General features: G+C 45.6%; 20 protein-coding genes. 11 read left to right on the top strand and 9 right to left on the bottom strand.

The genetic code is table 11. The features are described 5' to 3' along the window. Positions 1-117: 117 nt before the first annotated feature. Positions 118-165 carry a hypothetical protein gene (locus ACTS60_RS08895; RefSeq protein ID WP_438356636.1) on the top strand — a complete coding sequence of 16 codons (48 nt, stop codon included), beginning with the start codon at positions 118-120 and terminating at the stop codon, positions 163-165. 516 nt (positions 166-681) lie between these two features. Here the strand turns inward: ACTS60_RS08895 and yihA are convergent. Next, positions 682-1,341: a ribosome biogenesis GTP-binding protein YihA/YsxC gene (gene yihA / locus ACTS60_RS08890; RefSeq protein WP_010444941.1), complete on the bottom strand. Its 660-nt coding sequence runs from the start codon at positions 1,339-1,341 to the stop codon at positions 682-684. A 159-nt stretch (positions 1,342-1,500) separates the two neighbouring features. Here yihA and ACTS60_RS08885 point away from each other — a divergent pair, with 159 nt between their 5' ends. The 5 genes from ACTS60_RS08885 (at position 1,501) to hemN (ending at position 6,113) form a co-directional block, all read left to right on the top strand. Next, positions 1,501-2,118, top strand: a complete 618-nt coding sequence (locus ACTS60_RS08885) for a c-type cytochrome (protein ID WP_010444943.1) — start codon at positions 1,501-1,503, stop codon at positions 2,116-2,118. A gap of 743 nt (positions 2,119-2,861) precedes the next feature. After that, positions 2,862-3,500, top strand: a complete 639-nt coding sequence (locus tag ACTS60_RS08880) for a class I SAM-dependent methyltransferase (protein ID WP_440887946.1) — start codon at positions 2,862-2,864, stop codon at positions 3,498-3,500. After that, positions 3,500-4,042 carry a Der GTPase-activating protein YihI gene (yihI, locus tag ACTS60_RS08875; protein WP_440887945.1) on the top strand — a complete coding sequence of 181 codons (543 nt, stop codon included), beginning with the start codon at positions 3,500-3,502 and terminating at the stop codon, positions 4,040-4,042. The genes ACTS60_RS08880 and yihI overlap by 1 nt, the downstream gene beginning before the upstream one ends. A gap of 7 nt (positions 4,043-4,049) precedes the next feature. Further along, positions 4,050-4,538, top strand: coding sequence for a DUF2489 domain-containing protein (locus ACTS60_RS08870; RefSeq protein WP_440887944.1), 489 nt, complete (start codon positions 4,050-4,052; stop codon positions 4,536-4,538). Between the two features lie 183 nt (positions 4,539-4,721). Further along, complete coding sequence (gene hemN / locus ACTS60_RS08865; protein WP_440887943.1) at positions 4,722-6,113, top strand: oxygen-independent coproporphyrinogen III oxidase; 1,392 nt, start codon at positions 4,722-4,724, stop codon at positions 6,111-6,113. 67 nt (positions 6,114-6,180) lie between these two features. Here the strand turns inward: hemN and add are convergent, their stop codons facing one another. From add to glnA, 6 genes are all read right to left on the bottom strand, one after another. Further along, entirely contained in the window at positions 6,181-7,185 is a 1,005-nt protein-coding gene (gene add / locus ACTS60_RS08860; protein WP_440887942.1) for an adenosine deaminase, read from the bottom strand. 112 nt (positions 7,186-7,297) lie between these two features. Then, entirely contained in the window at positions 7,298-9,844 is a 2,547-nt protein-coding gene (locus ACTS60_RS08855) for an EAL domain-containing protein (RefSeq protein ID WP_440887941.1), read from the bottom strand. A gap of 97 nt (positions 9,845-9,941) precedes the next feature. After that, positions 9,942-11,345 carry a nitrogen regulation protein NR(I) gene (glnG, locus tag ACTS60_RS08850; RefSeq protein WP_440887940.1) on the bottom strand — a complete coding sequence of 468 codons (1,404 nt, stop codon included), beginning with the start codon at positions 11,343-11,345 and terminating at the stop codon, positions 9,942-9,944. A 59-nt stretch (positions 11,346-11,404) separates the two neighbouring features. Then, positions 11,405-12,493 (bottom strand): nitrogen regulation protein NR(II), encoded by a 1,089-nt coding sequence (glnL, locus tag ACTS60_RS08845; protein WP_440887961.1) that lies wholly within the window; start codon positions 12,491-12,493, stop codon positions 11,405-11,407. 79 nt (positions 12,494-12,572) lie between these two features. Continuing rightward, on the bottom strand, positions 12,573-13,163 hold the full coding sequence (locus tag ACTS60_RS08840) for a DUF4124 domain-containing protein (protein WP_440887939.1): 591 nt from the start codon (positions 13,161-13,163) through the stop codon (positions 12,573-12,575). Between the two features lie 196 nt (positions 13,164-13,359). Beyond that, complete coding sequence (glnA, locus tag ACTS60_RS08835; protein ID WP_440887938.1) at positions 13,360-14,769, bottom strand: glutamate--ammonia ligase; 1,410 nt, start codon at positions 14,767-14,769, stop codon at positions 13,360-13,362. A gap of 530 nt (positions 14,770-15,299) precedes the next feature. On the opposite strand from glnA, the gene typA reads away from it, so the two are divergent. Both typA and ACTS60_RS08825 read left to right on the top strand, forming a co-directional pair. Beyond that, complete coding sequence (typA, locus tag ACTS60_RS08830; protein ID WP_440887937.1) at positions 15,300-17,129, top strand: translational GTPase TypA; 1,830 nt, start codon at positions 15,300-15,302, stop codon at positions 17,127-17,129. A gap of 75 nt (positions 17,130-17,204) precedes the next feature. Next, positions 17,205-17,747, top strand: coding sequence for an AAA family ATPase (locus ACTS60_RS08825; protein ID WP_440887936.1), 543 nt, complete (start codon positions 17,205-17,207; stop codon positions 17,745-17,747). Between the two features lie 31 nt (positions 17,748-17,778). Here ACTS60_RS08825 and ACTS60_RS08820 read toward each other — a convergent pair whose 3' ends face one another. Then, positions 17,779-18,420 carry a DUF2959 domain-containing protein gene (locus ACTS60_RS08820; RefSeq protein ID WP_005448522.1) on the bottom strand — a complete coding sequence of 214 codons (642 nt, stop codon included), beginning with the start codon at positions 18,418-18,420 and terminating at the stop codon, positions 17,779-17,781. A gap of 35 nt (positions 18,421-18,455) precedes the next feature. Between ACTS60_RS08820 and ACTS60_RS08815 the strand changes: the two genes are divergently transcribed. The 3 genes from ACTS60_RS08815 (at position 18,456) to ACTS60_RS08805 (ending at position 20,832) form a co-directional block, all read left to right on the top strand. Beyond that, complete coding sequence (locus ACTS60_RS08815; protein WP_440887935.1) at positions 18,456-19,400, top strand: virulence factor BrkB family protein; 945 nt, start codon at positions 18,456-18,458, stop codon at positions 19,398-19,400. Then, positions 19,372-19,806, top strand: a complete 435-nt coding sequence (gene dtd / locus ACTS60_RS08810; RefSeq protein ID WP_038884235.1) for a D-aminoacyl-tRNA deacylase — start codon at positions 19,372-19,374, stop codon at positions 19,804-19,806. Before ACTS60_RS08815 ends, dtd begins: the two co-directional genes overlap by 29 nt. 108 nt (positions 19,807-19,914) lie before the next feature. Further along, positions 19,915-20,832 carry a bifunctional GNAT family N-acetyltransferase/hotdog fold thioesterase gene (locus ACTS60_RS08805; protein WP_440887934.1) on the top strand — a complete coding sequence of 306 codons (918 nt, stop codon included), beginning with the start codon at positions 19,915-19,917 and terminating at the stop codon, positions 20,830-20,832. On the opposite strand, the gene ACTS60_RS08800 is transcribed toward ACTS60_RS08805, so the two are convergent. After that, positions 20,818-22,995 carry an AsmA family protein gene (locus tag ACTS60_RS08800; RefSeq protein WP_440887933.1) on the bottom strand — a complete coding sequence of 726 codons (2,178 nt, stop codon included), beginning with the start codon at positions 22,993-22,995 and terminating at the stop codon, positions 20,818-20,820. The two genes, ACTS60_RS08805 and ACTS60_RS08800, sit on opposite strands and share 15 nt — an antisense overlap. Positions 22,996-23,010 lie beyond the last annotated feature (15 nt).

Here is a 23,010-nt window from a genome sequence, read left to right as displayed (position 1 = left end):
GATTTGATTGTGATAATTGTTGTTACTTAATAAAAGATTCATGAAAAAAAACTACAAAAGTTCTTTGCAAATCTGACCAATTGTTGTACATTATCTCTCGTAGGGTACAGAGGTAAGATGTTCTATCTTTCAGACCTTTTGTTTCACGTTATTGGATTAGGCTGATTCAGCCGCCCCAGTCAGTTTTTGACTGGGGCGTTTTTTATTGGGCGAAAGAAAATTTTTCTTTTTGATCAGTAATTTAAATTAAACCCTCAAAAACCTTCTCTTCTGACCTTTCTAAGTCACTGCAAAGTCTCGATTTTTCCTTCAAGTTTATTGCGTTCTTCATGCTGTAAATTTACACCAGTCACACTATTATTTTTTCTTGAAAGAAACTAAGTGACGCATTTTTAATGTTCCATCTGACTTAACTATCTGAATATTAAAGTTATTGGAAGGTTGGGGTGGGAGTGTTTGGCTCGAGGCAGGAAATAAGATTGCTTTTTAACCTATTGAAATCGAATCTCAGTTCAGTAATGCTTCGCCACATAACAATAATTACCAATTTTTCTCTCCCGTTATCCCTGCCAGGAAGGTGGGGATTTTTATTGCCAGAATTTCACCTCTTTTACCTCCAGGTAGAAAAAAGCCCCGCCAAAAGGCAGGGCTGTGTCGAAAAATTTTAACAAATTTTGTTAATTATTCTTCGCCGCTCTCTTGAGCATCTTGCTCGTCTTCTTCAATCAAGTGTGCAAATGCTGGTGCAAACCAAGTATCCAGTTTGGCACGCAGCTGATCGACCCCCAGACCTTTCAGTGAAGAGAACACATCAACTGATACGTCACCACCAAATGTCTCCACTTGCTTGCGGATTTTTAGTAGCGTTTGTTTGCGAGCACCGCTTTTCAGTTTGTCTGCTTTAGTCAGAAGAACTTGAACAGGGATGCGGCTGTCGATAGCCCAAAAGATCATTTGCTGGTCGAGATCTTTCATTGGGTGGCGAATGTCCATCAGAACCACTAAGCCTTTTAGGCATTCGCGTTTTTGCAGGTATTCACCTAATGATTTCTGCCACTTATTTTTCATCTCAACAGGAACTTGAGCAAAACCGTACCCAGGCAAATCAACAATGTGACAACCTTCTTCCACTTTGAAAAGGTTGATCAATTGAGTACGACCAGGGGTCTTTGATGTCTTGGCTAAGCTCTTTTGGTTAGTTAGACGGTTAAGTGCACTCGATTTACCAGCGTTTGAGCGTCCTGCAAACGCAATTTCGACACCTTCGTCCTCTGGTAAGTGACGAATATCGGGTGCGCTGGTGATGAAATGCGTGTTTTGGTAATGAATTTTTACGCTCACTGTTAACTCCATCTCGACTTTGTGTAGTCGATTGATTACTTTTTTGTGAAATTGTGTAAAATAACCGTGCTCGGCATAAGGTCGCCTATTGTACCATGAGTGTACACGGTATGTTCACATTCCGTGGTACTGGAAGCTTGATAATTATAATGGAATGTCATGAAGAAATTAGCGCTAATTTTGAGTCTTTTAGCCAGCTGCTCAGTATGGGCCCAAGGTAGTATTGAAGCTGGTAAAGCAAAATCACAAACCTGTGTCGCCTGTCATGGAGCAGATGGCAACAGTGCAATCGCAATGTACCCTAAACTAGCAGGTCAGCACGCTAAGTATCTTGAGAAGCAGTTGAAAGATCTAAAGCTTGGTATGACAAGCGGTGGTAAACAAGGTCGTTACGACCCGGTTATGAGTGGCATGGCTATGCCATTAACCGATACAGATATCGCTGATCTTTCTGCGTACTATGCCTCGCTGCCTATTTCAGAGCAGTCAACACCAGAAGATGTGGTGGCTAAAGGTAAAACACTGTACACAGCTGGTGATGCAGAGCGCGGTTTAACCGCATGTATCGCATGTCACGGCCCTCGTGGTAACGGCACTGAGCTTTCAGGTTTCCCTAAAATTTCTGGTCAGCACGCTGACTACATCAAAGCTCAGCTGATCAAATTCCGCGATGGTAATCGTGAAAACGATATGAACGCCATGATGCGTGATATCGCGAAAAAAATGACAGATGAAGATATCGAAACTCTGTCGAAATACGTTGGCGGTCTGCACTAAATCCCCTACAAAGTTCGAGCACAGTTATACAAATATGCCCTAGCGTTTTCGCTGGGGCATTTTTGTTCGTGATTTTGATCACTCGTGAACTTCCCTCCAAAAGCGTAGTTAGCTCGGTATTTTGTGAGACATTCGCCATACTTGATCGATGTGATTTCTCGCTTCTTGTTTTAAGTTGTTGATAGGTTGGGTAATTTGTTTTGGGAGAGAAAATCCTATCAATAATTTCTTTCTATGACTTGTCGGTTTTTATCCAATCTGTAAAGTAGAAGTTGTTCACAGGGAGTGAATCTCAGGAATTTAGACCATGGATATAAGGTCTCCAAGGACGCAAACGAAGGACGTTTGATAGTCGGAAAAGGGACTTAGATAGGCAAGGAGCCTATCAGATATGGATGGTCATCTAGTCTAACGGTTAAGACAGCGAAACGGATCAAGCTCAGGAAGTAGCTCAGTAGACAGGAAGTTAACGGATAGCCAAAACTCATCAGGAAGATGAAGAACAACACTTTTTGGCAGGGAAAGCTTGAAAAACAAAAGGATTCTTGGTGCACCAAATGAGTGCAACACAGTTTCGCCATTTATAATGGCATTCAGAAAGCGACAGTTTAACTGTCGCTTTTTTTATATCGACAATTCCGATAAAAACTTTTTTAACAAAAACTGCTGAAAAAGTATCCAGTAACACTCCAATCTGAGTCCACTTTCTGGTATGTTTCGCATCCCTGTTTGAGGAAGTCAGCATGCACACCTGTCCTTTATGCCAGAATCAGCGCACTCACCACTTTTTTGAAGACAAGCAACGCGAGTATCTTCAGTGTGAGCAGTGTAGTTTGGTATTTGTTAATCCAGACCAACGTTTGGATGCGAAAACCGAAAAAGCTCACTATGATCTGCATGAAAACAACCCCGAAGATACGGGATATCGACGGTTTTTATCGCGTATTGCTGATCCAATCGCAGAGCGAATTTCACCACAATCGAACGGAATCGACTTTGGTTGTGGTCCGGGCCCAACGCTTTCCTTAATGCTAGAAGAAGCGGGGCACAACATGGCGTTGTACGATCTTTACTATCACCCAGATACTGGTGTGTTGGAAAAGCAGTACGACTTCATGACAGCAACAGAGGTGATCGAACACCTCTACCACCCAGAGATGGTGTGGATGCAATGGTTGAATTTAGTTAAGCCTGGTGGCTGGATAGGCCTGATGACCAAAATGGTTATCGACGTAGAAGCCTTTCGGACATGGCATTATAAGAATGACCCAACGCATGTGGTGTTCTTTAGCCGTGACACGTTCCAGTTCCTAGCTGAGCGGGATAAGCTCGAACTTGAATTTATTGGTAATGATGTAATTTTACTGAGGAAGACCCAGTAATGAGCCGTAAAAAGAAATCAAGAAAGCCGGGTGCCTCTGGCGCACCTGAGTTTGTTGTAACTCGTAACCGTACAGAATCAGATGTTGAAGGTCGTCTGCGCAAGCGCGCGAAAAAGCGTAAAGGCTTGAAGACAGGCAGCCGCAACTCAGAAGTGAATGAGCAGAAGAAGCAGTCTGCTGCACAAAATCGCGATCCTCGTTTGGGTAGCAAGAAGAAAATTCCTCTGATTGTCGAGCCTGCTAAGAAGATGACGAAGCAAGAGCGTCGTCTATCGGCTGAGCAAGAGCTAGAGATGCTAGAAAACGATGCGCAATTGAACGTATTGTTGGATCGTATTGAAGCGGGCGAAAACCTAGGTACGGGTCTACAGAAATACGTAGACGAGAAGCTTGACCGTATCGAGAAGCTGATGGATCAACTTGGTCTGCTAGAGCCGGAAGAAGAGGAAGACTTTACTGCACCAGCAGCGAAGGGTACTCGTAACGATGACGATCTACTTGCAGACTTCGATGATATTAACTTCGACGACTACAAAGGATAATTAATCCATGAACGTAACCTTATTAGCGATTGCAGGTGCAGTGATTATTATCGCGCTAGCTTCTTATGCAGGTTACCTTCTGCTTCAATTGAAAAAGCAAAAGGAATTGCAGCTGAAGCATCAAAAGTTGGCGATTGATAAGCGTAATGCCAACATTTTTGAAAACGTGTATACCTTGTGTCTAGCAGGCATTCAAGGTCAGTGTGATTTGTCGGAAATCAGCATTCGTGTTTATAACATCATGGACTATGTTCAAGGTGAAGACCGCATTGATTTTGACGCTACATATCCTGCTATTTCTGAGCTTTACCATATTGTAAAAGATATGGCGCGCGGTGAAGACCGACAGCAACTTGCGAAGAAAGAACGTATGCAACAAAATCTAGATCGTCATAAAGCAGAACAGCGCTTAACGGATACGATCATAGAAGAACTCAAAGTGTTGCAGAAAAACGTTCAGCCACTGAATAACCAAATCAATATTCAGATGATCTAATTCATACCCCCAACGGTTTCCTTATCGTTATGGGGGTACGTGATCACGCTAGCACTTCTTTGGTTTTATACTTAAAAAGCCGCCAGCGGTTACCGTAGTTGCCATTATGGTATGGCAAAATAGCGGTTTCTGAATATCGGGTGACGGCTTTCGTCTCCCTAGCATCTAACGGAAAGTACCACCATGTCGAATCAACATATTGAATCGAAACAGCAAATCGTCTGGGACCAAGCGGTATTGGATAAGTACAACTATTCCGGTCCGCGTTACACCTCGTACCCAACGGCACTGGAGTTTCATGAGGCATTCACCATTTCGGACTACGATATGGCATGCACTCAATACCCAGACCGTCCGTTATCACTGTACGTTCATATTCCGTTCTGTCATAAGCTTTGCTATTACTGTGGCTGTAATAAAGTGATTACTCGCCATTCGCACAAAGCTGACGAATACCTAGATGTACTTGAGCACGAAATCCGTCAACGTGCGTCGTTGCTGGGTGAGCGCACAGTGACTCAACTGCACTTTGGTGGTGGTACACCAACTTTCCTATCTGAAAAGCAAATCACGCGTGTGATGAACTTGCTGCGTCAAGAATTCTCTTTCAGCGCTGATGCGGAAATCAGTATTGAAGTCGACCCACGTGAAATCGAGCTAACCATGCTGGATCATCTTCGTGGCGAAGGCTTTAACCGTTTGAGTATCGGTGTGCAGGACTTCAATAAAGAAGTACAGCAGCTAGTGAACCGTGAACAAGATGAGGAATTCATCTTTGCAATGGTAGCGCGAGCGAAAGAACTTGGCTTCCGCTCTACCAACCTTGATTTGATCTACGGCTTACCGAAGCAAACTAAGGCGTCTTTTGCTAAGACACTAGAGCAAGTGCTGGAAATGCAGCCGGGTCGTTTGTCCGTGTTTAACTACGCGCACATGCCTCAACTATTCGCTGCACAGCGTAAGATTAAAGACGAAGACCTACCCAAAGCAGATGAGAAGATGGCAATTCTGCAAGACACCATCGCTACGCTAACGGGTGCGGGCTACCAGTTCATCGGTATGGACCATTTTGCCAAACCGGATGACGAGCTGGCAGTTGCTCAGCGTGAAGGTATTTTGCACCGCAACTTCCAAGGTTACACTACGCAAGGTGAGTGTGATTTAGTGGGCTTCGGTGTTTCTGCTATCTCGATGATTGGTGATGCGTATGCGCAAAACCAGAAAGAGCTGAAGAAGTACTACGCACAAGTGAATGACCTGCGTCATGCGCTGTGGAAAGGGGTTTCTCTGGACTCGGATGATTTGCTACGCCGTGAAGTGATCAAGCAACTTATCTGTAATTTCAAATTAGACAAGACTGCGATCGAATCAGAATTTGGCGTGAAGTTTAATCAATACTTCCAAGAAGATCTTCAGCTTCTACAGACATTCATTAACGATGAGTTAGTGGAAGTCGATGATAGCGAAATTCGTGTGACGCTCCGTGGTCGTTTGCTGATTCGCAATATTTGTATGTGCTTCGATAAGTACCTACGAGCAAAAGCGCGTCAGCAGCAATTCTCTCGCGTGATTTAATTTCTCACAGATTACGAATACAAAAAATGCCAGCAGATGCTGGCATTTTTTATGTCTTTCGCGGAAATTAAACGCGATCTTTCACTTTTTCTTTCAGTTCAGTTTTTTCTGCATCTGATAGGAAAGCGATGTCTAGACCGTTGATTTGCGCTTGGCGAATTTGCTCTTGAGTCAGGCCTGCTGCTGGTGCTGCCACTTCGTATTCGTATGGCAGTTCAATGCCTTCCACCGCTGGGTCGTCCGTGTTTAGACACGCTAGCACACCGTGCTCTAAGAACTGCTTAAGAGGGTGGTTTGCTAGAGATTCAACCGTGCTGGTTTGGAAGTTCGAAGTTAAGCAAGACTCGATGCCAATGCGGTTTTCCGCTAGGTAATCCATCAGTTTAGGATCTTGGATTGCTTTAACGCCATGGCCAATACGAGTTGCGCCAAGCTCTTGAATCGCTTGCCACATGCTTTCCGCGCCTGCTGCTTCACCTGCGTGAATAGTGACGTTTAGACCAGCATCTCGTACTTGTTTGAAGTGAGAAACAAAACGATCGCCAGGTTGACCAAGTTCATCACCAGCAAGGTCTACTGCTACGATGTGATCTTTCTGGCTTAGGATGCCTTCCAGTTCCTGTTGACAAGCGTCTGTACCAAACGTACGGCTCATGATACCGATTAGGTTGGCCTTTATACCAAAGTCACGCATACCTGCTTGCACACCATCAACCACGGCTTCTACTACGCCAGCTATTGGTAGTTTGTGTTTCATTGCCATGTAGTAAGGCGAGAAGCGCAGCTCTGCGTAATCAATTTGTGCGTTAAGTGCGTCTTCAACGTTTTCGTAAGCAACGCGGCGACATGCATCTAGATCGCCCAACACTGCCACGCCCCAGTCTAGCTTAGAAAGGAAAGCCACAAGAGATGGTTCTGCTTCGACAATTTGAACGTGTGGTGTAAGAGACTCAATATCGTATGCTGGAAGCGCTACACCGAACTTTTGACCAAGTTCGAGAATCGTTTGAGTGCGGATATTACCATCAAGGTGACGGTGCAAATCTGTAAGGGGTAGATTCTTAGTTATCATTATGTCGATCCAGATAATTGTGAACAGGAATAGAATTGCAGTTAAGTATAAATAACAGTTAGGTAGATTGTCAGTAGAGGATGACTACGAAATCAACAATTTCAGCTCTTTTCTACTTCATGTTAACCAAATGTGTTGGCCATTCTTCGATAGGTAATGGACGGCTATAATAGAAACCTTGAACCTGTGTACAGCCCAGTAAGCGCAGAAGCCGCGCTTGTTCAGCTGTCTCTACACCCTCTGCGACGACATTAGCTTTCAAACCTTTAGTGATGGTAATGATGGCGGCAAAGACAGAGTTTTCCAAATTGTTTGGGTTTAACCTATTTGTGAACGTCCGGTCTATCTTGAGACAAGTAAATGGCAAGCTATCAAGATACGCTAGTGAAGAATAACCGGTACCAAAGTCGTCAATGGCAATCCCAACGTTCATTTCGCGTAGCTTAAGCATATTATCTAAGGTTGTTGGGTCTCCACCAACGATTCTAGACTCTGTGATTTCAAGTGTTAGATTTTGAGCACACAATCCTGTTTGAGATAAAACGTCTGCCACATCTGCGATAAACTCAGGGCATGACAGCTGGTTAACAGATACATTCACGTGCAGTTGGAAATCCTTGTGCCAACGACCACCTTCAATGGCTGCTTGAGTTTCTTGGCAAGCTTTGAGCAAGATTTGATGACCGATTTGCTTGATCATGCCACTCTCTTCAGCCAGTGCTATAAAGTCTAACGGTGACACAACACCATCTGCGCTGTGCCAGCGTGCCAGCGCTTCTGCACCAACAACTTCTCCACTCGATAGATCAATAATTGATTGGTAATACGGAATAAACTCTTCTTGCTCAATACCTTGTTGGATTTTGGCTATCATTTGAGTGCGAAACTTGGATGCGCTGGCCATCTCAGGGCTGTAGTAACATACTCCGGAATGGGTTTCTTGTTTGGCGTAATTCAATGCAATGCTGGCATTACGTAACCATTGCTGCATTTGGTGTTCAGGCTGCGTTTCCACAACACCAATTGCAATGTTCATAATGACAGTTTCATCTGCACAGAGAAACGGAGAGTCGAAGACCTGCTGAACCCGTCTCACTGTTAAGCGCACTTCTTCTTCTTTTTGTAAGTTTGGTGCGTAAATAGCAAATTCGTCTCCTCCGATGCGAGCTAAAATAAACTCGTCACCAAATTGCTGATCAAGGCGCTCAGCAATACGAAGCAGTAATTGGTCACCATTGTGATGGCCGACACTGTCATTGATGTCTCTAAAGCGATTCACGCCAAGCAAGTACACGCGGCCTCCGATCTGGCTTGGCATGGTGCAGCTCATCTCAATCAAGCCCTGTCGACTATATAAACGAGTTAATGGGTCATGTATCAATTGCTCACGTAATGCTTTGAACGATACTTTTAGGTTGTTCGCCATCTCATTGAATGCGTGTACTAAAGTCGTGGTTTCATAAACGTAACCGGGCCGAGGCATGGATCCATCCCAATTGCCTTTGGCGAGGTTTTGCGCTGCTGAAGCTGTTGCATTGATCGGTCGAGTCACGCGGTTAAAGATAAACCAAGTGCTAGACATACCTAGTAGGGTCACGAGCAGGCCTACAAACCAACTCTTTCTTTGACTATTTGGCAGTGTTCCGACCAAGTCAGACTCTGAGACAGTAATACCAATAAACCAAGTGAGTCCATAATCATCGGTGTAAGGCGTCATTCGGCTGAATAAGCGTTCGCCCGAGAGATCTAGTTGAAAAGTATAAGGTTGTGAGGTTGAGTTCAAAGCAAGCTCACTGATTCTAGAGGCACTATTCTGGATTATTGGGTCGGAACTTTCTTTTGCGAGTAATCGCTGACCTTTATGAGTGAACTTGGTTCCCCAAGAGACGACACTGCCTGCGCTTGACTGTGCTACCAAGCGATGATCTTCATCCATAATAAACACGGAAGCTTTGGTATTCTGTTGCAGTTCTCTCAAGAAGGCATTGAAGGTGTTGATTCGAACATCTGCGACTAGCACACCAGCAAAGTCACCATGCTCAAAAACAGGAGTCATCGCAGATAGCGTGATTTCTTGGCGCTCATCCGCATTCGCGTAGATCGGTGACCATGTCGGTTGATGAGTTTCTGCTACGGGCGTATACCAAGGCCGAACTCGAGGATCGTACTGTGAGATGACCGAGCGTAAACCAGAGTTTTGTGTTTTTCCGTTATAGATGGCCAAGTTGCCTTTAGTTCGCTTGTCTTGAATCATTAAGGTGTATTCACCGTTTGCTTCGCGACGGAAGCCGGCGAAGTCACCAATGATCGAGCCAAAAGCAATCACATCTAATTGGGGAATAGAGCTGTAGAGATCTTGAAATGCGCTTAATAGATACGACTCAATATCTGTCGTGTTATTCGGGTGAAATAAGTTATGAAAGCTCGCACTGTGGCCTAATGCTTGGACTGCAGCAAATGGTTTTCTTAAATAGTCATTCAGGTGATCATGAACGCCTTCTGTCAGCACAGTTAACTGTTTGTTGCTGATGTCAGTCACGACCTCTTCATAGCTCTGCTTTTGGACAAAGATGATCACCCCAATTGCAAATAGAAATATTAGCAAGAAAGGAATCAAAACAGCAGTGCGTAAAGTGATTTGTGTAGTCGGTGATGACATTGCTCAGTATTTATTATGGGTTGCTATACCGTAATTGTACTGATGTTCTTATCACCAAGCGAGTCAATTTTTACTCGCTTGGTGATTAAATATCAAACTAGTACAACTCTTTTAACTTTCTGGTTAATGTATTTCTTCCCCAGCCTAATACTTTAGCGGCATCTTGTTTGTGACCTTTAGTATGTTCTAACGCCGCTTCTAATAAGATTCGCTCAAATTCAGGTAATGCGTAAGAGAGTAGCTCTTTGTCACCAGCTTCTAGGGCATGTTTGGCCCAGTCAGCAAGCTGTTCTTGCCAGCTTTCCCCTGTTGACTCCGTTTTGACTTTCTTTTCTTCTAGTAGCTCTTGCGGCAGATCATTAGGCAGCACTTCACTGCCACTTGCCATAACGGTCAACCAACGACAGATGTTTTCCAATTGGCGCACATTACCTGGCCAATCAAGACGATTAAGAATTTCGACTGAAGATGGATGCAGTGTTTTGGTTTCAACACCGAGCTCATCGGCAGCTCGGACGAGGAAGTGCTGAGTGAGTTTCTCAATGTCTTGTTTACGTTCTCTTAGGGCGGGGATCTGAACACGAATTACATTGAGTCGATGGAACAAATCTTCGCGGAAATCACCTTCATGGACCAGTTTTTCTAGGTTTTGGTGTGTTGCAGCGACGATACGCACATCAACGCGAATAGGAGAGTGCCCCCCAACGCGATAGAACTGACCATCCGCCAACACGCGCAATAAGCGAGTTTGAATATCCAATGGCATGTCACCGATTTCATCCAAAAACAGTGTGCCACCATTGGCTTGCTCAAAGCGGCCTTGTCGAACGCTGTTTGCACCAGTAAACGCGCCTTTTTCGTGGCCAAACAGCTCGGATTCAATCAGGTCTTTTGGAATCGCGGCCATATTGAGGGCGATAAAAGGTTTGTTGGCACGCGGACTATGGCGGTGCAGTGCATGAGCAACTAGCTCTTTACCTGTACCTGATTCACCGTTGATCAGTACAGAGATGGAAGAGCGAGACAAGCGGCCAATCGCACGAAATACTTCTTGCATGGCTGGCGCTTCACCGATGATTTCTGGCGTATCGGTAGGGAGCTCTTCGTGAGACAACTGATCGCGCTTGGTCTCTTGGCTATGAGCTATCGCTCGCTCTACCAGCGTAAGTGTTTCATCGATATCAAATGGTTTGGGTAGGTATTCAAATGCGCCTTTTTGGTAAGCATTCACCGCAGCATCCAAATCTGAGTGAGCCGTCATGATAATCACGGGCAAATCGGGATAATCACGTTGAACTTGTTTTAACAGCTCCAAGCCATCGATGCCTGGCATACGGATATCCGAGACCAATACATCAGGCACCTCGCGATCCAGTGCCATCAGTACACTTTCCCCATCTGCGTAGGTGTCGCATTTGATGTTGGCGGAGGAGAGGGTTTTCTCCATTACCCAGCGAATCGAACTGTCGTCATCGACGACCCAAACATATCCTTTACTCATGTAATAAATCCTTGCAGCAAAAGCCTAAAGCTGACGAAAAACCAAGTCATTTAATCAAGTCAGATTGGCAAATAAATCGTAAAAGTGGTGTGACCCGGCCAGCTCTCGACATCAATCTTGCCGTTATGCTGGTCGATCAGATTTTGGGAAATAGACAGGCCAAGACCGGTACCGCCTTCTCGACCACTGACCATTGGGTAGAAAAGGGTATCTTGTAGTTCTGGTGGAATGCCCGGACCGTTGTCAGTGATCTCGACGCGCGCGGCGAGTTTGCAGCGTTGGCCATGAATGTTAGCTTGATGCACCGTTCTGGTGCGTATGGTTATTTTACCGTGTTCTTGGTGAGACAGAATCTGTGCTGCATTACTGACGATGTTGAGCATGGCTTGCTCGATTTGGTCAGCATCCATCAGGATTTCTGGCAAGCTCGGATCGTAGTCGCGCTCGATCACAATGGAATGTTGAGATTCCAATTCCACTAACTGGCGCACTTTCTCCAGTACTTGGTGAAGGTTTTCTTGGGTCTTTTTACCCGGCTTTTGTGGTCCAAGAAGACGATCCACTAAGGCTCTTAATCGGTCTGCTTGCTCGATAATGATTTGGGTATATTCCTTCAATGAAGGATCGGGAAGCATTTTTTCTAATAGTTGTGCCGCCCCGCGTAAACCGCCGAGTGGGTTTTTTATTTCATGAGCGAGACCACGCACCAAGAGCTTTGCCGCTTGTTGCTGGGCGTGTTGGTTAAGCTCTTGAGTCAGGCGACGTTGTTGGTCAATCTTACGCATCTCAACCAGCAGCATTAATTGCTTTTGCCACGTGATCGGACTAACAGTGACTTCCAGCATTAAAGGACGCCCATCAACAACGAAGGTCACGTCACTGTCGGTAATGCTTTGGCCGCTTTGCAGTGGTTGAGTGAGTAGCGCGAGATCTAATGACGCATGCTGAATCAGCTGAGATAGCGACTGCTCAACAATGCGCTTAGCACTTTGCGAAAACAATAACTCTGCCGCAGGATTGGCATAGCGCACGGCTAATCCATCATCGAGAATTAACGTTGCTGCAACCATGTTATTGAGAATGGCACTGGAGAGACTGGTATCCACATTACGTCCTTGTCTGCGTGATTGTTGTGCATTGCACCAAATTGGTGCGATAGAACGTAAGTATGGCGAATAAACCTCAGAAGAAAAAGTAAAATAACACTCCGAGCATCTGTTATTTGCGCTATTTCTCTGGTTTTGGCCTTGGCAATTTAGGCTTCACACTCGCTCTATGTAAATGCACTGTTATAGGGCTAGTAGATGCAATAAGCTTGCCGCTTCTTTTGGCGTGCACGGCAAGGGTATGGGTGCCTCGGTCGATGTTACTCAGTTGCCAAGTGAGGCGGCCTTGTGGCGCCCCATATGGTTTTCCATCAAGGATCAGTTGTAGTTGTTCTCCAATCCCCAGTTTGCGGTTAGCTTCAAGCTGAATGTTGATTAATCCGCTGTTGCTACGAATGGTTTCATCATGTTGTGGGGTAAGTATCGATAAGGAGAGTGGCTGAGGTTTTTCAGCTTTCTCTTCTGCCGTTTCGGTCGTTTCCTCTCGCGTTTTAGCTTGAGGGGCTAACGATTCTGTGCTCTGGACTTTAGGTGCTGGTGCGCTGGCTTCTAAGTTAGGAAGAGCGATGGCTTTCGCCCCTTGATTAGGAGTGTCACTAAAGTGAATGACCCCGTCTTTATCTACCCAAGTGTAAGCGACTTGAGCACAAGCGGTTGACGCAATCAGCAGGCCACTGAGTGCGCACAGAGTTGGGATAAGCTGAACTTTCATGGCTCACCTTCTTTTGATCGATGATTTCACGTTTCGGTTGCCTAGACTTCTGATCAATATAGATAAAGGCTCTGGCGTATTTTTGTTATCCCTCCATGTTAAATGGGCAACTTTGGTGAGCGTATACAAAAAAGGCTCGCCTGCGAGGCGAGCCTAATAATTTGTAACTGAGCTTACATTTTACACAAGGTAAAACTTAAACAGAGTAGTAAAGTTCGAACTCAAGTGGGTGAGTTGTCATGTTTACTCGTTCTACGTCTTGAGCTTTAAGATCGATGTAAGAATCGATGAAGTCATCAGAGAATACACCGCCTGCAGTTAGGAACTCACGGTCTGCATCTAGTTCTTCTAGCGCGTCTTTTAGTGAGTATGCCACTGTTGGGATTTCTGCTGCTTCTTCAGCTGGTAGATCGTAAAGGTCTTTATCCATCGCTTCGCCTGGGTGGATCTTGTTCTTAATACCGTCAAGACCTGCCATTAGCATTGCTGCGAAACATAGGTATGGGTTAGCCGCTGGGTCACCAAAGCGAACTTCGATACGACGTGCTTTAGGGCTTGGTACCACTGGGATACGGATAGAAGCAGAGCGGTTACGTGCAGAGTAAGCAAGCATAACTGGCGCTTCGAAGCCTGGTACAAGACGCTTGTACGAGTTCGTTGATGGGTTAGCAAATGCGTTGATTGCACGAGCGTGTTTGATGATACCACCGATGTAGTAAAGCGCCATTTCAGATAGGCCGCCGTACTTATCTCCAGCAAAAAGGTTTACGCCATCTTTTGCTAGAGATTGGTGAACGTGCATACCAGAGCCGTTGTCACCAACTAGTGGCTTAGGCATGAATGTCGCTGTCTTACCAAATGCGTGTGCAACGTTGTGTACAACGTACTTGTAGATTTGGATTTCGTCTGCTTTTGTTGTTAGCGTGTTGAAGCGAGTTGCGATTTCGTTTTGACCCGCAGTTGCTACTTCGTGGTGGTGCGCTTCAACAACTAGGCCCATCTCTTCCATCACTAGACACATTGCAGAACGGATATCTTGAGATGAATCCACAGGAGCTACTGGGAAGTAACCACCTTTAACGCCTGGACGGTGACCTTTGTTACCTTCTTCGTAATCAGAACCTGTGTTCCAAGCTGCTTCTACGTCATCGATCTTGAAGAAAGAACCAGACATGTCAGTTGCGAACTTAACGTCGTCAAATAGGAAGAACTCTGGCTCAGGACCGATCAGTACTGTGTCAGCAACGCCTGTAGAACGCATGAAGTCTTCAGCGCGCTTAGCGATAGAGCGAGGGTCGCGGTCATAACCTTGCATAGTTGCAGGTTCAAGGATGTCACAACGGATGTTTAGCGTTGCATCTTCTGTGAATGGGTCAAGAACCGCAGATGATGCGTCTGGCATCATAACCATGTCTGATTCGTTGATACCTTTCCAGCCAGCAACAGAAGAACCATCGAACATCTTACCTTCTTCGAAGAAGTCTGCGTCAACTTGGTGAGAAGGTAGAGAGATATGCTGCTCTTTACCTTTAGTATCAGTAAAGCGTAGGTCAACAAACTTAACTTCGTTTTCTTGGATCAGCGATAGAACGTTTTCTACTGACATCTTGGATAACCTCCAGTGTTAATAAAGCGGTAAAAGCTCGATTTATGATTTCTTGATTAAATCCAGCATTGATTAATCTACTTGATATTTTATTAATCGATGCTGGTTTCTCTAAAGCCAAAACCGTGCCAAAAAAATTATTCCATTAATTTCAATGGATTGCGTTTTTAAGTGCGAGTTTGGTGCAAACGATTGCACCAAAATGATCTAACGACGCACCAAAGTGGTGCATGTTTGGATTGCTGCACCACAATGTGACAAACACGTTGCTTATTTAGTCTAGTTTTTGAGCGAGAGTCAATTTGTATTACGCAACGATTGGAATAAAATTGCGTTGAATCAATTCGCTTTAACGAGGAAAGTGGGCATCAAGCGTAAATTTCGCAGAAAAGCTCGGGAGTAGATCACATATTTCTATGCTTTTTGCTAAAATCTGGTACATTATGGCCGTTTTTTTAATCAGCAAATGTCACCAGAGAGCACCCGTTCTCAGCGTGGGGGCATTTCATCTATCTAAGTGAATCAAATCCATGGCTACTCCACAGATTGATAAATTAAGAAATATCGCGATCATCGCGCACGTTGACCACGGTAAAACAACACTGGTTGATAAACTACTACAACAATCAGGTACTCTAGAGTCTCGCGGCGAAGCTGAAGAGCGAGTCATGGACTCAAACGACATCGAAAAAGAGCGTGGCATTACCATTCTTGCTAAAAACACAGCAATTAACTGGAATGACTACCGCATCAACATCGTAGATACTCCGGGACACGCGGACTTCGGTGGTGAAGTAGAACGTATCATGTCGATGGTAGACTCAGTGCTACTTATCGTTGACGCGGTTGATGGCCCAATGCCACAAACGCGTTTCGTAACACAAAAAGCATTCGCACACGGCCTTAAGCCAATCGTTGTTATCAACAAGATTGACCGTCCAGGTGCTCGTCCTGATTGGGTTATGGACCAAGTATTTGACCTATTCGACAACCTAGGTGCAACTGACGAACAGCTAGACTTTAAAGTGGTTTACGCTTCAGCACTAAACGGTTGGGCTACTCTAGAAGAGGGCGAAACTGGCGAAAACATGGAACCACTATTCCAAACTATCGTTGAAGAAGTAGCGGCTCCAGAAGTTGACCTAGACGGTCCACTACAGATGCAAGTATCTCAGCTAGACTACAGCTCTTACGTTGGTGTTATCGGTGTTGCTCGTGTAACTCGTGGTAGCGTGAAAGCAAACCAACAAGTAACAGTTATCGGTGCTGACGGTAAAACTCGCAACGGTAAAGTAGGTACAGTAATGGGCTACCTAGGCCTAGAGCGTCACGAAGTTGAGCAAGCTAACGCAGGTGATATCATTGCAATCACTGGCCTTGGCGAGCTAAAAATCTCTGACACTATCTGTGCACAAAACCAAGTTGAAGCTCTACCACCGCTGTCTGTTGATGAACCAACAGTTACTATGACGTTCCAAGTAAACACGTCTCCATTCGCTGGTAAAGAAGGTAAGTTCGTTACTTCACGTAACATCCTAGAGCGTCTAGAGAAAGAACTAGTACACAACGTTGCACTGCGTGTTGAGCAAACTGACGATCCAGACAAATTCCGCGTATCAGGCCGTGGTGAGCTTCACCTATCTATCCTGATCGAAAACATGCGTCGTGAAGGCTTCGAGCTTGCTGTATCTCGTCCAGAAGTAATCATCAAAGAAGAAGATGGTCAGCTAATGGAACCGTTCGAGACAGTAACTATCGACGTTATGGAAGAGCACCAAGGCGGCATCATGGAGAACATCGGCCTACGTAAAGGTGAGCTGAAAGACATGTCTCCAGATGGTAAAGGCCGTGTACGTATGGACTTCGAAATGCCATCTCGTGGTCTGATCGGTTTCCAAACTGAGTTCATGACACTGACTTCTGGTTCTGGTCTTCTTTACCATACGTTCGATCGCTACGCGCCACACAAAGGTGGTAACATTGGTCAACGTGTAAACGGCGTACTAATCGCAAACGCGATGGGTAAAGCTCTGACTAACGCACTGTTTAACCTTCAAGAGCGTGGTCGTCTATTTATCGGTCACGGTGTTGAAGTTTACGAAGGCATGGTTATCGGTATTCATAGCCGCGACAATGACCTAACAGTAAACGCACTGAAAGGTAAGCAGCTAACTAACGTTCGTGCATCTGGTACAGATGACGCACAGGTTCTTACTCCGCCAATCAAGATGACTCTTGAGCAAGCGCTAGAGTTCATCGATGATGACGAACTAGTAGAAGTAACACCTGAAAGCATCCGTATCCGTAAGAAATTCCTAACGGAAAGCGATCGTAAGCGTGCTTCACGTTCAGCAAAATAATCTGCTGTAACGGATTCGATTAAGAAGAGGCCCCGAGTTATGCTCGGGGCTTTTTGTATCTGAAGGAATAACATTATGAATCCAATTGTGATTACTGGTGGCCCAGGGGCGGGCAAAACAACCTTGTTGAATGCGCTAGGTGAATTGGGCTATGCCACCTTTGCTGAAGGTTCTCGTACCTTGATTGAGCAGCAAAGCCAGTTGTACAACGGTATTTTGCCTTGGACGAATCTGCCGGAGTTCGCCAACTTATGCCTTGAGTTAATGGGGAAGCAAAAGCGAGAAGCGCTCAATCATGATGTGGCTTTCGTTGACCGTGCTATCCCTGACATCGTGGCATACCTACAAGTGGGTGGCTGTTCCGTTGAGCAAGCTTTCTTTAAAGAGAGTATTGGGTACCATGGTCAGGTACTGACTTGTCGACCAGAAGTCTCTGTCTATGTACAAGATGAAGTGCGTCCGCATAGCTTTGAAGAAGCTCTGCAAATTCATCAAACTCTTCTCGATACTTACCATGAGCTTGGATATGAAGTGGTGGAAGTGCCATGGGGAACTGTGAATGAGCGAGTAGAGTTTGTTCGAAGCGCCGTTGGCTTGGTCGGAGAGGGTATAAACTAAAAGCTCCTCACGAAGAGGAGCTTTTTAAGTTTTACTTTTGATTCAGCTGTTGCAAGAACTTGTCTGATTCAGCAATCGCGGCATTCATTTGCTTGATAGCGTATTGGATGTCTTTCTCTAGGCTAGAGAATTCACCCTTCAGAGAGCCAATCGCACTCGCGTTCAAGTTATGCTTTAGGTAAAGCGTGTTGTCACGCAGTGTGTTCAGCACTGGCGTCATCTTGTCTTCCGCACGCTTCATGGCGTTAAGCATGGTTTTGTAAGATGCTTTGGTTTCACGTAGTTTCTGTTCGCTAGAGCGACGCAGCTTCGCACTGGTGTATAGGTCTAGCTCGCCTTGCCACTCATCAAACAATGCATCAGACACATCTTCAATCGCAGCAATACGGTCGCGTACGTCTTGCGCCGCTTTTTCGCTGTCTTCGTATTTGTCATTAATGTTGTTGTAGACGCTTTCTAGTTCGCCGCCATCAAAGTTGGTTAAGGCAGAAAGGGCTTCTAATGCACTGGTGAACTCTTCTTGTGCATCTTGTTGTGACTCTTTGGCGTCTTCCACGCGATCTACCATGATATCGCGCTTGTGGTAACCCACTTGCTCCATTGCTGAATAATATGCGGACTGACATCCTGTCAAAGTGAAAATTGATAGTACAATTGCTAATAAATAAGGCATTCTTATGTCCTCGACGCTAATTTATGGGATGAACTATGAACCAGTTATCAGAGAGTTACAAGGTGAGATTGAGCAAGCTCGTGCCGGGGAGCGTCGCGTTTTTCAAATATTTGCTCAAGCGTATGACGCACGATCGCGTTAACGTTAATGCAGGCTATCTAGCTTACATCACTTTGTTGTCTATTGTGCCGATGTTGACGGTATTATTGTCGATTTTGTCAAAGTTTCCGGTATTTGAGAATGTCGGCGAAGTGCTGCAGGGTTACATCATCGATAACTTCGTCCCCGCTTCTGGTGATGCAGTCAGAACCGCGCTGCAAGAGTTTGTCTCAAACACAGGCAAGATGACCGCTGTAGGTGGTGCGTTTTTGTTTGTTGCTGCTCTGATGTTGATTTCCAACATTGATAAGAACTTAAACTACATCTGGCGAGTGAAAGACAAGCGTCGCCCTGTGTTTTCTTTCTCCATGTATTGGATGGTGTTGACCCTTGGTCCGATTCTGGTTGGCGCGAGCATTGCTGCGACTTCCTACGTGACCTCGCTAAAGCTGATAGAAAACGAAACCTTGTCGGGCGCTTACAACCTGTTTTTGCGCTGGCTGCCATTGTTATTGTCCTTCTTTGCATTCATGGGTTTGTACTTCTTAGTGCCAAACAAAAAAGTTTATCTATCCCACGGTGCCATTGGTGCGGCTATCGCCGCGGTGCTGTTTGAGTTGAGTAAGAAAGGCTTTGCGTTCTACATTACCCAATTCCCGTCATACCAGCTGATTTACGGTGCGCTCGCCGCGATTCCGATTCTGTTTGTGTGGGTGTATTTGTCTTGGCTGATCGTATTGATTGGCGCGGAAGTCACGGCCGCTCTGGGCGAAAGAGAGCACTGGAGTGACGACTTAGAAATGATACACTCGACCGCTGAATTACAATTAACAGATGAAGGAAGCGAGAGTCGTGATAGCGCTAATTCAACGAGTCAGTGAAGCCGCCGTTCGTGTAGACGGTGAAGTCGTCGGTGAAATCGACCAAGGTCTACTTGTCCTACTTGGTGTAGAGAAGGACGATGATGAAGCAAAAGCAAAACGTTTGATGGAGCGTGTAACCACTTATCGTGTGTTTGAAGATGACGAAGGCAAAATGAACCTCAACGTCAAACAAGTGAACGGTAAGGTTTTGGTGGTGTCTCAATTTACGTTGCCAGCAGACACTAAAAAGGGCACTCGCGCAGGCTTTTCTCGCGGCGCGCATCCTGCGGATGCAGAACGTTTGTATGACTACTTTTCTGATCTGTGTGAGGAAGTACTGCCCACGCAACGTGGCCGCTTTGCAGCAGATATGAAAGTGTCATTGATTAATGACGGCCCAGTGACTTTTTGGTTACAGGTCTAATCTGGAAACCTTAGCTGCATAGTCTAAGCTTTAAGCCCAAGTGAATTGATTTTACTTGGGTTATTTGCCTTATGGCTTGTATTTGATTTGTGCTTTCAAAGGATTGATATGTTCAAACTAATAACTCCAAAAACTGAAAATCAGCTTAACAAGTACTATCAATTTCGTTGGCAGATGCTGCGAGAGCCATGGCGTATGCCCATCGGTTCTGAACGTGATGAGTATGATGGTATGAGCCATCATAGGATGATTACTGACAGTCGTGGCCGTCCGATGGCGATCGGTCGTTTGTACATTACTCCAGATAACGACGGTCAGATTCGCTACATGGCGGTGAAGAACAATCGTCGCAGCAAAGGTATGGGTTCACTGGTGTTGGTGGCGCTTGAGTCTCTGGCACGACAAGAAGGCGCGAAGCGTCTGGTATGTAATGCCCGAGAAGACGCGATTGCCTTCTATGAGAAGAATGGCTTTGAGCGTCGTGGTGAACTGACCGACGAGCGTGGCCCTGTACGTCACCAACAAATGGTGAAGCCGCTTGATCCAATGGCCGATGTGCTTCGTCGACCTGAATGGTGTACTGAGCTGCAACAACGTTGGGAAGCGCAGATCCCGATTGCCGATAAAATGGGGATTAAAATTAACCAATACACCGGCTATCAGTTTGAATGCAGCGCACAGCTTAACCCGAATTTGAATCCACATAATACGATGTTTGCTGGTTCAGCCTTTACCTTGGCGACTCTTACAGGGTGGGGGATGGCGTGGTTGTTAATGAAAGAGCGTGGCTTGCACGGTGATATCGTGTTGGCGGACAGTTCGATTCGTTATCGCCATCCAGTTGAGCAGAACCCAGTAGCGAGTACCTCGCTTGATGGCATTAGTGGGGATTTGGACAGACTCGCATCAGGGCGTAAAGCACGCATTGTTATCCACGTGGTGATTTACAGTGGCGACGTGCCTGCGGTGGATTTTGTTGGTACGTACATGTTGCTGCCAAATTACTCTAAGCTACTCAGCTGTTAGGTCCGTTGATTCTAGTTTTTCTTGTGGCGCATCCTGTTCTTGCGATGCGCCCGGTTCTATCTTGGAGTTGCCTGCTTCTGAAGTGGTGCTTTCTTCAGGTGGCTTTTCTTCGATAAAAGAGCTTTCTTGAACAGAGAGAAGCTGCTCTTCTAAGTCCGGTACTGTAGTCGCTTCTTTTTCTTCTACCACTACTTCTTCACTTAACTCTTCCTCATATTGCTCTAAGTTGATCGGTTCAATGCTTATGCTGTTTGTCGCTTTGGGTGAACTCTGTTTGGGTTCTGCTGACTCAGTCTGTTTGACGCATTCATTTGTGTCGACTTCTCCACTTAGCAGGTCACCTTGAATTGAACCACATGTTTCTTTGAGCTGATAAATCGCACCACTAAGCGGGTTGTTGGCCATATCAAACTCTCCCGAAATCTTACCCGAAATGGCTTTGCCTGAAATGGTTACTGGCTGAAGCTTCACTTCGCCCCGCTGGGCTTGTAAACGTACTGGGCTGAAAGTGATCGCTTTGAGTGAATCATCAGCTTGTGACGTTAAGGTGGTATCACGCAAGTTGGCTTCTACTTCCCCCGATAAGCTGTAGGCAAGCATGTTTTGATCGCCCGCTAGGCCTTTTAAATCGAGACTTAAATCGGAAAAACCATTAACCGCAAGTACCGTTGGTAAATAGGGGTGAAGCAATTGCAAGGGAATGCCATCGGCGTTGAGGTTCAGCGCCCAAGGTTGACTGGTGGTGCTGAGGTCAATTTGTCCCAAGCCTTCGATATAGCCTTGTTCCAGAGGTGCGAACAAACGTGTTAGCTGCCAGAAACCATTGTCACTTTGTGTTGATATTGCGGCGTGTGATGAGAGGACTTGGTCGTAGCTGGCGTTCACGACGCTGGCATCGAGCTTACCGCTCCAAATGCCCCAGTGACCGTTGCTGCGTTTTATTTCAAGCTTATCGCCTTCCAAATTCAAGCCAGAAAGCTGCCAGTAAGGTTGTTTGGATAATTGGATGACTTGGCTGCGTTCAATCTCTAACTGCTTTACATCGACTTGTTGGAGCCTTTCTGTGGCGGTTTGCCACCAGTCGACCTTTTCGTCAGGTTGGATGGCCCATTTCAATCCAATGATGGTCGCGCTGTTAATTTTCCAGTGCTTTGGTTCAAACATACCTGATAACTGTACAGTGCCTTGTTGCCAGTCCAAACTCAGTTCCTGTAGTTGAATAGAACCTGGTTTTAGTTGAGCGTTTAAGCGAGGCTCAATGGCGGTTTGACCTTGGAAACTGACGCTGTCCGCTTGTAAAGAAACCTGCGCCGTTGTGTTCCACAATGATAGAGGTAGAGACGCGTTTTCGAGCGACAGTTCTAGGTTTTGCCAATGCCAATCACTGTACTCGATATCCGCATTTAGTAGGTCGAGGCTATTGATATGGTTGATGTTAATTGGCAGTGCTTGCCAAGGTTTAGCAAGCAGGGATTGCAGTTGCTGATTATCGATTTTTAGCTTATTTACGGTCACATTCACTAGTGACCAGCCTTGCGGATACTGCTCACCCTGACCGGAGACCTCACTGCCACGCCAGTTAAATGAAGCGCCATAAAGGGTGCTGTCTTGTGCTTTGTAATCGACATCGAGCAATAGTCGATTGAACGCTTCCCCTTTCCAGTAGAGTTGGTCAGCGGAAAACTGAATCTCACCATAGGGAATGGTTTGTGTTTTTGTTAGCCAGGTTGGCTCTTGGATCTGGATATTTAAGTTTCGAGCAGTATAGCTGTCATCGGCATAGTTGATGTTTTTCAGAGCGAGTTGATGAAGCAAAATATTGCTTGGCATCTGGACTTGAGGCAAGCCATGCTGTGCTTCTACGCCATCAATTAATAGGCTGTCCAATATCCATCGGCCATCGCGTCGAATATCTGGATTAAACCAAAGGTCGACTTGTTCAATGTAGGGTACTTGCTCTGATGCCGTTGTGACGCCTTGTAGAGATACATGATAAGGAAACTGATATTCGACACTTTTGGCTTGCCAATCAAGGGATAATGGCTGTGAGATAAGCTGCCATGTTTGTGGTGCGTATGATGTTGTCAACAAACTCGCGAGTACGATTGGTACACAAATCAATATGACAAGAGCGAGTGCGAGAATCCTTATTACTGTCTTCATTCCATTGAGAACCTT

This window comes from Vibrio sp. WZ-1 (genome assembly GCF_052037695.1).
Classification (GTDB): domain Bacteria; phylum Pseudomonadota; class Gammaproteobacteria; order Enterobacterales; family Vibrionaceae; genus Vibrio.
The sequence above is the reverse complement of the archived record's forward strand: the minus strand, read 5'-3'. Positions and strand labels throughout refer to the sequence as shown.

Coding starts and splice junctions, on each gene's coding strand:
- ACTS60_RS08870 (WP_440887944.1), top strand. CDS start 4,050: ATGAACGTAACCTTATTAGCGATTGCAGGTGCAGTGATTATTATCGCG.
- hemN (WP_440887943.1), top strand. CDS start 4,722: ATGTCGAATCAACATATTGAATCGAAACAGCAAATCGTCTGGGACCAA.
- ACTS60_RS08880 (WP_440887946.1), top strand. CDS start 2,862: ATGCACACCTGTCCTTTATGCCAGAATCAGCGCACTCACCACTTTTTT.
- ACTS60_RS08800 (WP_440887933.1), bottom strand. CDS start 22,995: ATGAAGACAGTAATAAGGATTCTCGCACTCGCTCTTGTCATATTGATT.
- typA (WP_440887937.1), top strand. CDS start 15,300: ATGGCTACTCCACAGATTGATAAATTAAGAAATATCGCGATCATCGCG.
- ACTS60_RS08820 (WP_005448522.1), bottom strand. CDS start 18,420: ATGCCTTATTTATTAGCAATTGTACTATCAATTTTCACTTTGACAGGA.
- add (WP_440887942.1), bottom strand. CDS start 7,185: ATGATAACTAAGAATCTACCCCTTACAGATTTGCACCGTCACCTTGAT.
- yihI (WP_440887945.1), top strand. CDS start 3,500: ATGAGCCGTAAAAAGAAATCAAGAAAGCCGGGTGCCTCTGGCGCACCT.
- glnG (WP_440887940.1), bottom strand. CDS start 11,345: ATGAGTAAAGGATATGTTTGGGTCGTCGATGACGACAGTTCGATTCGC.
- ACTS60_RS08855 (WP_440887941.1), bottom strand. CDS start 9,844: ATGTCATCACCGACTACACAAATCACTTTACGCACTGCTGTTTTGATT.
- ACTS60_RS08840 (WP_440887939.1), bottom strand. CDS start 13,163: ATGAAAGTTCAGCTTATCCCAACTCTGTGCGCACTCAGTGGCCTGCTG.
- glnA (WP_440887938.1), bottom strand. CDS start 14,769: ATGTCAGTAGAAAACGTTCTATCGCTGATCCAAGAAAACGAAGTTAAG.
- ACTS60_RS08815 (WP_440887935.1), top strand. CDS start 18,456: ATGAACCAGTTATCAGAGAGTTACAAGGTGAGATTGAGCAAGCTCGTG.
- ACTS60_RS08885 (WP_010444943.1), top strand. CDS start 1,501: ATGAAGAAATTAGCGCTAATTTTGAGTCTTTTAGCCAGCTGCTCAGTA.
- ACTS60_RS08825 (WP_440887936.1), top strand. CDS start 17,205: ATGAATCCAATTGTGATTACTGGTGGCCCAGGGGCGGGCAAAACAACC.
- ACTS60_RS08805 (WP_440887934.1), top strand. CDS start 19,915: ATGTTCAAACTAATAACTCCAAAAACTGAAAATCAGCTTAACAAGTAC.